Source organism: uncultured Aquimarina sp. (assembly GCF_947492405.1).
In the GTDB taxonomy this organism is placed as follows: domain Bacteria; phylum Bacteroidota; class Bacteroidia; order Flavobacteriales; family Flavobacteriaceae; genus Aquimarina.
Genome location: NZ_CANLMP010000008.1, coordinates 221,101 through 235,188 on the forward strand (window position 1 = coordinate 221,101; position 14,088 = coordinate 235,188).

The 14,088-nt window shown below is 31.8% G+C and carries 12 protein-coding genes; 6 read left to right on the forward strand and 6 right to left on the reverse strand.

Annotated features, from left to right (window positions below; genetic code table 11):
- The first annotated feature begins 1 nt into the window (after position 1).
- From Q0829_RS24205 to Q0829_RS24220, 4 genes are all read left to right on the forward strand, one after another.
- The gene (locus tag Q0829_RS24205) at positions 2-2,326 is read left to right on the forward strand and encodes a hypothetical protein (RefSeq protein WP_298547834.1); all 2,325 of its coding nucleotides are present in this window, start codon (positions 2-4) and stop codon (positions 2,324-2,326) included.
- 52 nt (positions 2,327-2,378) lie between these two features.
- Complete coding sequence (locus Q0829_RS24210) at positions 2,379-2,831, forward strand: antitoxin Xre/MbcA/ParS toxin-binding domain-containing protein (RefSeq protein WP_298547835.1); 453 nt, start codon at positions 2,379-2,381, stop codon at positions 2,829-2,831.
- Complete coding sequence (locus Q0829_RS24215; protein WP_298547836.1) at positions 2,831-3,286, forward strand: RES family NAD+ phosphorylase; 456 nt, start codon at positions 2,831-2,833, stop codon at positions 3,284-3,286. Before Q0829_RS24210 ends, Q0829_RS24215 begins: the two co-directional genes overlap by 1 nt.
- A gap of 314 nt (positions 3,287-3,600) precedes the next feature.
- Positions 3,601-5,673: a M13 family metallopeptidase gene (locus Q0829_RS24220; RefSeq protein WP_298547837.1), complete on the forward strand. Its 2,073-nt coding sequence runs from the start codon at positions 3,601-3,603 to the stop codon at positions 5,671-5,673.
- 59 nt (positions 5,674-5,732) lie between these two features.
- Here Q0829_RS24220 and Q0829_RS24225 read toward each other — a convergent pair whose 3' ends face one another.
- Entirely contained in the window at positions 5,733-6,377 is a 645-nt protein-coding gene (locus Q0829_RS24225; RefSeq protein WP_298547838.1) for a hypothetical protein, read from the reverse strand.
- 104 nt (positions 6,378-6,481) lie between these two features.
- Here Q0829_RS24225 and Q0829_RS24230 point away from each other — a divergent pair, with 104 nt between their 5' ends.
- Together Q0829_RS24230 and Q0829_RS24235 are read left to right on the forward strand one after the other, a co-directional pair.
- Positions 6,482-7,813 (forward strand): aspartate kinase, encoded by a 1,332-nt coding sequence (locus Q0829_RS24230; RefSeq protein ID WP_298547839.1) that lies wholly within the window; start codon positions 6,482-6,484, stop codon positions 7,811-7,813.
- 609 nt (positions 7,814-8,422) lie between these two features.
- Complete coding sequence (locus Q0829_RS24235; RefSeq protein ID WP_298547840.1) at positions 8,423-9,961, forward strand: YifB family Mg chelatase-like AAA ATPase; 1,539 nt, start codon at positions 8,423-8,425, stop codon at positions 9,959-9,961.
- Positions 9,962-10,070: 109 nt separating this feature from the next.
- Here Q0829_RS24235 and Q0829_RS24240 read toward each other — a convergent pair whose 3' ends face one another.
- The 5 genes from Q0829_RS24240 to Q0829_RS24260 form a co-directional block, all read right to left on the reverse strand.
- A complete protein-coding gene (locus Q0829_RS24240) occupies positions 10,071-10,310 on the reverse strand; it encodes a hypothetical protein (RefSeq protein WP_298547841.1) in 240 nt (79 codons plus the stop codon).
- An 88-nt stretch (positions 10,311-10,398) separates the two neighbouring features.
- The gene (locus Q0829_RS24245) at positions 10,399-10,740 is read right to left on the reverse strand and encodes a hypothetical protein (RefSeq protein ID WP_298547843.1); all 342 of its coding nucleotides are present in this window, start codon (positions 10,738-10,740) and stop codon (positions 10,399-10,401) included.
- Between the two features lie 222 nt (positions 10,741-10,962).
- Positions 10,963-12,507, reverse strand: a complete 1,545-nt coding sequence (locus Q0829_RS24250; RefSeq protein ID WP_298547845.1) for an MAC/perforin domain-containing protein — start codon at positions 12,505-12,507, stop codon at positions 10,963-10,965.
- A gap of 62 nt (positions 12,508-12,569) precedes the next feature.
- Positions 12,570-12,971: a hypothetical protein gene (locus Q0829_RS24255; RefSeq protein ID WP_298547847.1), complete on the reverse strand. Its 402-nt coding sequence runs from the start codon at positions 12,969-12,971 to the stop codon at positions 12,570-12,572.
- Between the two features lie 382 nt (positions 12,972-13,353).
- On the reverse strand, positions 13,354-14,088 hold the full coding sequence (locus Q0829_RS24260) for a LytTR family DNA-binding domain-containing protein (protein WP_298547849.1): 735 nt from the start codon (positions 14,086-14,088) through the stop codon (positions 13,354-13,356).

The window sequence follows — 14,088 nt, forward strand, 5'->3', positions numbered from 1 at the left end:
AATGATCGTCAAACTATTATTATTTTTCCAAGGATTCAGTGTTTGGTTTAAAAACCTTTTAAGAGAATTAACTAATAATATGATTAGTATTTTTTTTATTGGGGCAGTCTATCTGGCACTATGGCACTTTCCTCAAACGGTAGATCTACTGTTGATTCTTAATCAAGCCGATACTTTTCTATTAGAAGTTCCTTTATATTTTAGTTTACTTATAATCGCAGCCTTCTTAATATGGAATGCTCCTAAATATTTTTATTTTCATAATTATAAAGATATTTCTCTTTCTAATCTTATAGGTTTTATTCCTAATCAACATTATAAATTTCAGGATAGAAGTGAGTCAGCTAGTTATCCTTATATGACTAGAATTCATATGAGAAAAACATTGCCAAGAATTCTCGCTATCCTATTATTAGCAATATCAGCACTGAGCATTCTTAATGCAATGGAATTATTTGGTTTAGAAAATACCTATACAAAATTTCTAGACCCAACGAATACTCTAATATTGATTATTTTTTTGTTGTTATTATTATCCGAACCTAAACTATATAAAGTTTTAAAAGGATTTCTTAGCCGAAGTTCTAAAACAACGATTATTTTTTTTGGTGTTTCCATTGGATTAATACTTTTAATAATATCATTAGGAACCTTAAATACACAAGCTGAGAAAGATTTAGGTAAGCTGTTTCTTTCTAACTGTGCTTTAGCACTTTTGTTTTCTACCTTATCGTTTAATAGCTATAGGTTTCTTAACGGTTTTCCAAAGAAACTTTTTTATGGAATGATTATATCATCTGGTTTTATATTGTTGATTACATTTTTGATTCTGAATTTCTATCCTTATCTGGCGAGTGGTGTAAATCCCTTATCTATCTTGATTCTTTCTTTGCTAAGTCTTTTTATGATTTGTTTCTTATTAATTTTGATGGGTAAAAGGATTAAGCTACCACTTCTTTCAATTGTTACTGTGTTTTGTGTTTTTTCTGCTAGGTTCTTTTCTGACACATCAGACCATTATCAGCTCAACCTTAAGGAAACCACAGTTCTTAGACCTACATTAGATACTTATATATATCATTGGTTAAAGAGTAGGGAAGAGATTATTAAAAATAATAATAAAACTTTTCCTATTATAATGGTTTCTGCAGAAGGAGGAGGGTCTAGAGCCGGACTTTGGTCATTTTTGGTGCATAGTTACTTGTATGAAAAGTCTAATGGAGCTTATTTCGAAGAGAACTTACTTTCATTAACAGGTGCTTCTGGAGGTAGTGTAGGGAATTCTATGTTTTTTGCAGAAGCAAGAAATACAAGCCTCAATAGAGAAAAGTCTAATTTTAGAATTCCTAAAGGTGTAGAATATCCTAATCTTACATATAAGGCTAGTATTATATATAAAGAAAATTATCTATCGGTAGCTTTACTTTCTTTATTGGGAAGAGATTTGTTTAAAGAAGTTACTAGTCTATTTAATTTTAAAAACAGGGGACAACTATTAGAAGAACAATGGACCCAAGCTCATGAAAAGTATTTTTATGATAAAGAAGGTCAAAATATCCTTGATAAAGAGTTTTTATCTTTTTATAAAAATATTCCAAACGATAGTTTGCATAGTACAGATCAACAGATTCCTCCCTTATTATTAATTAATACAACACATACACAAACCGGAAATTATAATATTATCAGTCCGGTAAGGTATTCCCATTTAAGACCATTAACAGGGATGAATGATTTTTTGGATAATGTACAATCCAGCTATCCTAATAATTCTATCGCACTTGCTACGGCTATGCGTATTAATGCCAGTTTTCCCTATATAACGCCAGTTGGTGAGATTAGAAAAATTACGGATACGGATATATTAAAATCTGATCAATATGCGGATGCTGGATATTATGATAATATTGGAGGTAGGGTATCTAGAGGTATAGAAGAGGTATTAAAAAAAGTATTACATGATTCTTTTCCAGATCTAAAAGAGAAAGTAAGAATTAAACATTTGGTTATAGCTAATGAAGAAGAGCATAAGATCGCCAAAACAACCACACAGCTTGAAGCTCCATTAACTACATTAAGAAATGTACGATATGGACATACTCAGGAAATTTTAAAGAGATTAGAAAGTAATTATATTATTAACCTAAAACAAACTAAAATAATACCGTCTTCCGTGTCTCTGTTACCTGATGACATAAATAAGGAAGAATTAGCTATTAAACCTGTTTTACCCCTTGGGCGTTATTTATCTACTATTGCAATTCGGTCTATGGAGGCGCGATTAGAAGAAGTAAGTGGAGAATTGGATTTAATTATAGAAGAATAAAGTCATTTGTCATTTTTTTTTGTATTTTTGTCGTGATAAATTCATTTGTATTATGAGCGCAGTATCCCCATTAGATTACGATGGTTTAGAAAGTGAAGGTTTGTTAAGGTATCTTAATTTGGATATTCCTCTACGTAATATTTACGATTTTATAGAATTATCTCGTAACGGGATAGATAAAAGAGCATTAGTACATCTTGCGAAAACGATCGATTTTGATCTAAGTGAATTAGCACACGTTTTGCATTTATCGGAACGTACTATACAACGCTATGAATTAAATAAGAAGTTGAGTACAGAGGCAAGTGCGAAAGCACTACAATTAGCTAAACTTTATGCTAGGGGTGAGAATATTTTTGGTGATTTAGACCGTTTCAAGCGATGGATGGAACATCCCAATATAGCATTAGCTACCAAAAAGCCTAAAGAACTTCTTGATACTACATTTGGATTTCAATTATTAAATGAAGAGTTAGTTCGTATAGAGCACGGAATTTTTGCATAATGCTGGTATATAGAATTGCTAAACAAAAATATATAAAAGACTTAACCGGTATTGGTGCAAAAACTGTTGGTGGTAGATGGAATCCCAAAGGGGTTGCAGTCTTATACACAAGTACTACTGTGGCTCTTTCCGTTCTCGAAGTACTTGCGCATCTTCCAGCTGCATATTTTCCTGATAATATGGCAATTGCTACGATAGAATTACCAGATGAATTAACTTCTACAATAGATATTAAAGAATTACCAAAAGATTGGAATAAGATTCCTCCATCTACAGGTATTCAACATTTTGCAATGAATTGGATATCAGAGAATGTTCAATTAGGATTAAAGGTTCCTAGTATTATAGTACCTAGAGAACAAAATCTTCTTATTAATCCTTTGCATCCCGATTTTGATTTAGTAAAACTGATCGAAATAGAACCTTTTAGTTTTGATACTCGTTTGCTAAAGTAGATTTTGAAGTTTGTGGAAGTTCTAAGATTTGAATTAGGGTTATGAATCTCAATTTTACAATAGAATCATCTTATTTCTCTAATGATTTAAGCTTAATATTTTGTTAATCAAAAAAGTTTAGATGTATGTTAAATATTGTTAATCAATAGTTTGTGATTGTTTTTTGTATCGCTTTAAGTTAAATTTTTATAAAGAATTTCCTACATTTTTACAATTTATATATCTTTCCGGGTTCGATATGAGTAACGAATCCTCAATTTATACGTCATATTCAGAAGAACTAAACTTAATATACTAATAAAATGATTAAAAAAATGAGAAAAGTGTATTTTTTGGCAACATTGATAATTGCTTTTGCAAGTTGCAAAAATGAAGTCAAGAAAGATGGTGAAAATCAGCCTGAAACAATAGCTGAGGTAGAAAAAATACCGGGTATTGTTTTGAGTAATATGGATACAAGTATTAGTCCAAAAGAAGATTTTTACAACTATGTTAATGGTAGTTGGATGAAAAATACAGAAATTCCAGAAGATAGAACTCGATGGGGAGGTTTTGGTGTATTAAGAAAAAAAACAGACTATGATGTACTCGAGATTCTTGAAAAGGCAAAGTCTAGTGGTAAATATTCTGCAGGAACTGATCAATATAAAGCTTTATTGATTTATGAATCGATTATAGATACTGTAGCGAGAGATAAAGCTGGTGTGACCCCATTACAACCTACTTTAGATAAAATTGCTGGAATAAAGAATTTAAATGACTTACAAACGGTTTTGGCTACAGAAATAGCAGCTTCTGCTCCATTCGCAGGATTAGTTTCTTTTCCTAACTTAAGTAATAGTGAGATCAATGCTCCATACATTTCTACTGGAGGATTGGGGTTACCGGATCGTGATTATTATCTGGATCAAGATGAAAAATCTGTAGAGATTAGAGGTCAGTACGTGGATCATATTACGCGAATGCTTCAATACATTGGAGAAACAGAGAAACAAGCACGTAAAAATGCGGAAACTATTTTAGCAATTGAAACTAAATTAGCAGAACCAAGACTAGATAAAGTTCAGAGTAGAGATACTAGAAACTTTAATAATCCAAGATCAATGGAGCAGCTTTCAGAAATGACTCCAGCAATTGATTGGAATAAATTGATGAAAGATTTAGATGTGAAAAAGCAATTAGATTCAGTAATTGTTATGCAACCTAAATACATGAGTAAGTTACAAGATGTTCTTAAAGGAACTGGTATTGAGGATCTTAAGACGGTAATGCGATGGTCAACATTGAATCAGGCTGCAGGAGCACTTTCTATGGAAATCGAAAAGGCAAATTGGGATTTTTATAGTAAGACACTTAATGGAGCTATCAAACAAAGACCATTAGAAGAACGTGCTCTAGCAAGAGTTAACGGTTCTGTAGGAGAAGCAATAGGACAATTATATGTAGATGCTAAGTTTCCGCCAGAAGCAAAGACAAAAGCAGAGAAGATGATTGGGAATGTAATCAAGGCATATCAAAAAAGAATTGAAGTGCTGGATTGGATGAGTGATAGCACGAAAACTAAAGCTATTCAGAAATTAGATAAGTTTACGGTAAAAATTGGATATCCAGATGAGTGGGAAGATTATTCTAGCCTAGCGGTGAAAGACGGAAACTCATATTTTGAAAATATGATGGCAGTTTCCGAATGGGGATTCAAGAAAAATATAAATGAAATTGGAGAGCCAGTTGATAAAACAGAATGGGGGATGTCTCCTCAGACAGTAAATGCATATTTTAATCCGTTGTTTAATGAAATCGTATTCCCAGCTGCAATTTTACAACCTCCATTTTATAACTATACGGCAGATGAAGCGGTTAATTATGGTGGAATTGGTGCGGTAATAGGTCACGAAATATCACATGCTTTTGATGATTCAGGTGCTCGTTTTGATGCAGAAGGTAACCTTTCTAATTGGTGGACCGATGATGATCTTAAACAGTTTACAGAAAGAGGTGATGCGCTTGCAGAGCAATATAGTGCTATCCAAGTATTAGATAGTGTATTTATCAATGGTAAATTTACACTTGGAGAAAATATTGGAGATCTAGGTGGAGTATTGGGAGCCTATGATGGATTACAAATGCATTTAGCTGAAAATGGTCGACCTGAAGATATTGATGGATTTACTCCAGAGCAACGATTCTTTATGTCTTGGGCTACCGTATGGAGAACAAAGATTAGAGAAGATGCATTAAGAACACAGATTAAGACTGACCCTCATTCTCCAGGAACAACTAGGGCAATACAACCTTTGTTAAACGTTCAGGCATTTTATGATGCTTTTAATATTAAAGAAGGAGATGAAATGTATTTAGCTCCGGAGAAGCGAGTGAACATTTGGTAAATACCAATAAATAAGAATAGTAAAAAGCCCTGTTTTCAGGGCTTTTTTTATAATTGTTTTTAATTTTCCTTTATTTCATTCATTAACAAAAAAGCATCGTTTACATATTCTTTTTCTAGAAACAACGTAAAATAATTGGAAGTTGATATGATTTCAAAAACTGGAATACCTTCATAGGCCAAAAGCTTAAAAATATAAAAGTATAGTCCAATAGATCTAGCACTATCATCAGGTAGTGCAATAGACATAGAAGATAAATTGTCAGCTACAGAAATACAAGTTTCACCTTTAAAATGATCCTCCACAATTTCTTTTAAAGAGGAAGATACGAGTATATTACTTTCTTGGAAATTACTAGAATATGTAAAATAGGTCTTTGTTTTATCTTTTACAGTATTTAATAGATTAGATTGACTAGTAAGAATAGTATTAGAATTTAAGAAAGTATATTCAGTAATACCGGATCGCACTACTATATCTCCTAAACTACCCAGGTTTTCAGAATGTTTAATCCTTTTAGGATGGTATCTTCGTAATGCCATGACAATAGATCCTGGTTTTACAGGTTTTCGCATTTCTTTTTCTACTTGAGGTAATAAATCAGTGGCAAGAGAACTAAAATTAATGATATCTCTGGATAATGCATCTTCTAAAAATGGTTGATGCCTAAGTATATTGTGAACACAATCTGTTATAGTTTTCATTTTGTTAGATATTTAACATATTGTGTAAATATATACTTTTTTAATTAAAATATTTATTTTTTATGTGCTATTGTTTAATTATGTACCGTTAAAAAGATAATGCGATGAAGATTTTAAAGTTTGGAGGAACATCTGTCGGATCTGTACTTAATTTATACAGAGTAAAAGATATTCTTATTAGTGATAATGACCAAAAAATTGTAGTATGTTCTGCAATGTCAGGAGTTACTGATCAGTTAGTGAATTTAGTAGCTTATATTAAGTTAAAAGATGCAGAGGCAATTACCAGGAACCTACATAAATTAGAAAATAAGCATATAGATGTTATTGATGAATTGATCGAAGATACTGAATTAAGGAATGATCTTAAGGATGGAGTATCATCTATGATAACCGAGATGTTAGAATTATCGAATCAAGGATACTCTGATGTTTTAAACGCTACAGTACTAACTTTTGGAGAAACATTGTTAACTTATATTTTTTCAAACTTTTTAAATGCTACCGGAGTAACGAATCAATTAATTAGTGCTAAGGAGTTCATGAATGTGGATAATACAGATAATCCCAACATTCAGAAAGTTTCTAAAAAACTTAATAAAATATTAGATACCAATCCTGCCGAAATATACATTACTCAGGGATTTGTTTGTAAGGATCATTTGAATCAGTTAAGTACACTAAAAAGAGGAGGAAGTGATTATACAGCAACCATAATCGGAGCGGCATTAAATGCACAAGAGATACAGATTTGGACTGATATTGATGGATTACATAATAATGATCCTAGATATGTTGAAGGTACAAACCCAATATCGCATCTTACTTATAATGAGGCAGCAGAATTAGCATATTTTGGGGCAAAAATTTTACATCCACAAACGGTATCACCTGTTGTGGATATGGATATTCCGGTATTATTAAAAAATACATTTGATCCAGAAGCTTCTGGAACTATTATTTCGAATAAAACATATAGAAAAGGTTTAAAAGCAATATCTGCAAAAGATGGTATTACCGCTATTAAGATTAAATCAAACAGAATGTTGATGGCACATGGATATCTTAGAAGAATTTTTGAGGTGTTTGATAATTATCATACATCAATTGATATGATTACTACCTCAGAGATAGCAATTTCTTTAACAATAGATTATACTACATATATAGATGATATTGTAAAGGAAATTGAAGGATATGCAGAGGTAACGGTAGAACAAAATCATAGTATCATCTGTGTTGTAGGTGAATCCGTTATTAATGACAAAAACTCCCATAAACTTTTTGAAATACTAAATTATATACCGGTTAGAATGATTTCTTATGGAGGAAGTAATAATAATATTTCTATTCTTGTAGAAACGAAGGATAAAATACCAACCCTTAGGTTTTTAAATGAGAAATTGTTTCTTACTCATCAGGAAGCTATTCTCTAAATATTTTGTTATGTAAAAATGGTGAGTAAAAAATGAGAACGTGTAGACGAAGCTTATTGACAACTAAAGCTAGTAAAAAAAAATACTACAATTAAAATTCTTATTTTTATTAAATCCCGGCATATAAACATGTTGGGATTTTTTTGAAAAAAATAGGGTATATCTTTAATTAACTGTTTTATATATATAAACTAGAAATGTAAACTCATTATTATGTTAAAGAGAATTGTAGAAAAATATCGATTAGAAATTGTTTTATTTGTTTTTTATTCAGTCGTTGCAGTTATCTTTATTAAACTTTTTGTAGTTCAATAAATTCTAATTAATTATATTTTAGTTCAGGTTTTCTTCTGGTAATTTCTTTCTTTCAAGTAATATATTCTCTAATTTCATCTGAGTACTCAATAAAGGCTTGTTCTTTATCTGTTTATATCCATTCCATACTATTAAAATGATAAAGTAATAGTGCTGTTCTTTCGAGGTTTAAAAAAAAATATTAAAAAACCATCGAATAAGAGGTAACATGTGCCCAATAACAAACACGTACTAATGACAGGTAGTATTACATACTAAAAAGATAATACTGCAGCTTTAATCAAAATATATAATATGCTTATTAAAGTCTTTGGAAGTGCAGTTTTTGGTGTTGAGGCAACAACAATTACGGTAGAGGTTAATATAGATAAAGGAATAGGGTATCATTTGGTAGGGTTACCAGATAATGCTATTAAAGAAAGTAGTTTCCGAATTGCAGCAGCATTACAAAATAACGGATATAAACTTCCGGGTAAGAAAATAACGATTAATATGGCTCCTGCAGATCTTAGAAAAGAAGGATCCGCATATGACTTAACGTTGGCTTTAGGAATTCTGGCAGCTAGTTCACAAATTAAAGGAGAAAATATTTCTGATTACCTAATTATGGGCGAACTTTCACTAGATGGAGGTCTGCAACCAATAAAAGGAGCGTTGCCAATTGCTATCAAAGCAAGAGAAGAAGGCTTTAAAGGTTTTATATTACCTAAACAAAATGCCAAAGAAGCGGCTATAGTAGACAATCTAGAGGTGTATGGTGTGGAAAATATCAGAGAGGTAATTGACTATTTTGATGGAAAAGGGATATTAGAACAAACGATTGTAGATACCAGAGAAGAATTTTTTAAAGAATTAGATAATCCAGAGTTTGATTTTGCAGATGTAAAAGGACAAGAGAGCATAAAAAGATGTATGGAGATTGCTGCAGCAGGAGGACATAATATCATTTTAGTAGGGCCTCCAGGAAGTGGAAAAACCATGCTTAGTAAACGGCTACCTAGTATTCTGCCACCAATGTCTTTACAGGAAGCCTTAGAAACCACCAAAATTCATAGTGTAGTAGGTAGAATTAAAGACAATGTCGGACTTATGGCGCAAAGACCATTTCGTAGCCCGCACCATACAATATCTAATGTTGCATTGGTTGGAGGAGGTAGTTATCCGCAACCAGGAGAAATTTCATTATCTCATAATGGGGTTTTATTTTTGGACGAGCTTCCGGAATTTAAAAGAGAAGTTTTAGAAGTCATGCGTCAACCTTTAGAAGATAGGGAGGTAACAATATCTAGAGCAAAGTTTACGGTAACCTATCCGTCCAGTTTTATGTTAGTAGCTAGTATGAATCCAAGTCCGGGAGGATATTTTAATGATCCGGATGCACCGGTCACCTCGTCTCCGGCAGAGATGCAACGATATCTTAGTAAGATCTCAGGACCATTATTAGACCGTATTGATATTCATATCGAAGTAACTCCTGTACCTTTTGATAAGTTGAGTGAGGAAAGAAGAGGCGAAAGTAGTGTGGATATTAGAAAAAGGGTAACCATAGCCAGAGATATTCAAACTAATCGATTTTCTGAGTCTCAAAAAATTCATTATAACGCTCAGATGGGAGTTAAACAAATCCGAAAATATTGTGCATTAGATGAGGCATCTAAAGAACTTTTAAAAACAGCTATGGAACGATTAAATCTTTCTGCCAGAGCGTATGATAGAATTCTAAAAGTTTCCAGAACAATCGCTGATCTGGAAGGAGCAGAATCTATTAAAGGAGATCACATTTCTGAAGCGATACAATATCGTAGTTTAGATAGAGATGGTTGGTTGGGGTAGTTACAGACAAATGCGATCTCTAGTTCTTAAATTTTAAAAAGATTATACTTAAAAGTTATTATTAAACACAGCTTGAATCCCTGATATGATTCAAGCTGTGTTTTTTATTTTATAATTGTAAATCAGAACTCTCTGCACAACCACGGGTTTGTCCGTATGGTTTCCCATTATGCGTAAATTGATACATAATTGTAAAATATTTTTTGTGTCCTGGATCTGGATCCACAAAAGTTGTACTGTTTACAGGTATAATAGTTTTACCTGAATCTATAATCTGTTGACACTCTTTAGTTACAATTTCTCCCCTGTTCTTTGATGCATATACAGCCATCATTACTTTGTATGCCATAATATTATTTTTTTGTGATTTTTCCTACTCTATTTAAAAAGAGGCTTTTCAGATTCCGCCTTATAATTACCAATAAAGTTTATTGAAATTACCAGCTAAATAATTTCCCACTACCTTTATAGAAAGTTGTGCCAAATGCCTCTACATCAACAGTATAATCTAATTCCTTTTTATCAAAATTAGCTGTTATCGTTACTTCTGCTTCTGCTTCTGCGATACCAACACTACCTCCTAGTGTTGCAGATGGGTGTTCTGGATTGATTACAACGTGACCAATTGAGTACCCATGTAGTGTAGCATTAGCGGTCAATTGAGGTATTGATAAATCTAGGTCATATGTTATAGTTAGTGGTCCGAAACTTTTAGTTCCACTGATTTGATTACCAAGTGACTTTCTGTCAACTGGATGATGAATTAGTTCTTTAGACATAATTTAAAATGTTTAGTTTTCTTATTCTTATTTAAGAGAGACTTTAATGATGCCTTTAAAGGAAAGTTTGTTTTTTGAGTGTATTTTGACTCTACTTTATTTCAATTTCCGGATTATTAGGTTTTCTCTACTATTTTTTTTGTAGCTTCCTATTGAAGAATCAAAAAGAGGTTATTATAGTATAGCTTATTTTTAGTTTAAATAACCTGAGCTACATTAGACTTAATTGGTAGTATTAAGTTTAAATATTTGAAAAGCCATACTATTTTCAATAATTGAATCTCTACCTAATAATTGCCCTGTAGAAAATGCAAGTTTATTTCTAACATGTAAGTAACCAGTAGGGTCTGCAGGAGAAGGGGAAATATACATACGATGAAATGAAATGATATCACCTGAATTTATGGGATTCTCAATTGAATCATCAAAATACTCTATACGATTTTTAATTCTCCATATATTTGATTTTTTTAGATCTTTTCCTAATATATTAGAATTATTTGCTGCTGAAACCCATCCGTGATCAGGGTTTGCACCCTCTCCATTAAGCTTATATCCAGTTTTTAAATTAGTCAATGTGATTAAATCTGTAAGAGCAAAGGGTTTCCCCTTTTTTTCTAAATCTGCATGTTCTATCTTCCAGACATATTGAGAATAATTCTTAGCATATAAATCCAAAAACTCATTAATGCTAACTGTAGAGTTTAACGATTTCATAATAGTTTGTGTGGAAACTGGATTGTTGGATTGAACTAACATTGGAGGAAGATCATTCCCTGTTTTATCTGACAAAGCACATATACAAATCAAATCACCATCAGATATTTGGCTAGCCCCCAAATCTCTTCCATTAGATTGTATATAGGAATTCAAAAAAGTTTGGAAACTTTCTTTAGTCTCCTCTATATTAGATTTTTTTGGGAAATAATTTGCATTAAAGAAAAAGCTATGATCGATTAATGTTACCTCAATAGGTACAGGATTATTATCTACTGATTCTAACCAAGTGTCAAAATCACGACTAGATGTCCCCCCAAGATATTTAATATCTGTTTTTTGAGATTCTATATCTTTTAAAAAGCTATCATTTATTCCTACACTTTGGTGTAAGCCTCCTTCTACTTCTACCATTTTTAGTACTCCTGAAGCCTGTGCACTAATATCTACACCAAGCTCAGACAGTTTAGCCATACTTTTAGCTTTTAAGATAAAAGTTTGTTTACCTACTCCACCTAAAGTAACTGTAGATGAGAAATGTGTTCCATATTTTTTCACAAAGGAATTAAATTTGTTTTGACTACTAGCAGCACTCCAAAGCGTATTTTGGAATGTAGAATCCAATGGGGGAGGATTTGAACTGTCCTCATTTATTAAAGAGATTTTTTTTGTTTTACGTGTCGAAGTAGTTAATGTAGTTACCTGTTTTTTTGACAAATCATTTTTAACTAGTGAGTTTACTTCAGTACTAAGACTGCCGCTATAGGCTAGATAATTTGCTTTTGCATTTACAGCCGTTTTTAATTTGGTTTGGTAACTTTGACTCGAAGAAATAACATTATTACTTGATTGCCCTATAGTTAAAGCCTCCGTTGTGGTTCTTGACCATTTATCAATATTATTAGTCGTGAAATTAAAAGCTGAACTTTCTTTTGTTCCTGTGCGTTTTTCTCCTTTTTGTAATGGATATGATTCCTTTTCACCAAGAGAAAACTGATCCAAATATAGTATGTCGTAGCAATGTCCAATCCAGATGTTATCGATATTCATAATTAAATTGTTTAGAAATGGTCAGGTATAATACCTAACCATTTATTATTAAAAAAAATAATTTATTTAGGGTTGATGTTAATTGTAGCGCTTAGGTTTGCCGAGTCTCCATTTTCTGGCATGACAATATTTGGGTTTATACTGAAATTGTTATTAAAGTGAGAATTTCCAGTTAAAGATGCGCTATTACTTCCATCATATGGCATATCAAAATTTAAGGTAAGTGTTGCCACTTTATTCTCAGATAACTTATATGACCAACTTGCGTTTCCAACTAAACCAGTCCAGGTGCCACTTGTTCCCACTCCGCTACAGGCTGTTCCTGTATATGTAGATGGAGCTATGTCATTGCATGCTGTTGCTTTTCCAGAACTTGTAAACATTCCATTTTGAGTAAACTCAATTGTAGAATTATTTTGGATTCCTAATGTTAGATTGAAATTACTATCTTCTGTTACTTTCATAATTAAAAATTTATAGATTAAATTCCTACTCTATTTAAAAGAGGCTTTTCAGATTCCGCCTTTTAAATTTTGTTAGTAAACCATAAATCCATCCTTGATTGTACTCTTATTTGAAATATGTATTTCTGTGATGCTTTGTTTACTATCAAAATTTTGATGTAATCAACCTAAATACTAGTGGCTACTTAATCGAATATGTGGTTTTGATTAATTACAATGTAAAGGTGTCTAAAATGTAAGCACGTGAAATGAATTTGTAGATAAGCGTGTAAATCGTAGTGATCAACGAACTATTAACGCACCTGAACGTATCGTCCAAAATTGTGTAATCTTTAATTACAAAAGGAAGTAGTTGGTAATAAGGAATAAAAAATAAAAACTATTACTTTATAATGTTATGGATATTAGTGAATTGTTTTTTAAATCGATCACTTATGGTTATTTGAATTCCAGAGTTTAGATAAACAGCGTTTTCAGTAAGATTGATTTCTTTTATTTTGTCAAAATTGATTAAGCGTTTTCTGTGGATTTGCTCGAAGTTTTTATTAGAGAGCATTGTTTTAATTTTGGACAAAGATAATCTCACAATATGCTTTTCATTTTCCGTAAAAAGTGAACAATAATTTTCTTCGACTTCAATATATTCTATGGTATCAAGAATTATTTTACAGATTTTATGCTGCTTTTTTATGAACAGATAATCGGATGCTAAAACTCCCGTATTTGATCTCAAGGTATTTTCTTGCTGAAAATGTTGTTCAATAGCTAATTCAATGGAGTATTGTAATTCTAAAGTGTTAAATGGCTTTAGGATATATGTAAATGGCATGGTCAATTTAGCCTTTTCAAAAACAGCCCTACTTTGCATATTGGTAAGAAATAAAAAAGGGATAGGATTATGAGTAGCTTGGATATGTTTTGCAAATTCAATTCCATCTAATTTCCCATCAATACTAATATCCAAAATCGCAAAATCGAAAAGAGAAGAAGCCAAAGCATCTTTAGCTTTTTTTAAAGTATTCACTAATGTAATATTATAATCTTTGGATAAAAGATTCATGATATTTTGCGAGTCAGAAATATTGTCTTCTAATAGAATAATATGAAGTGATTTCAT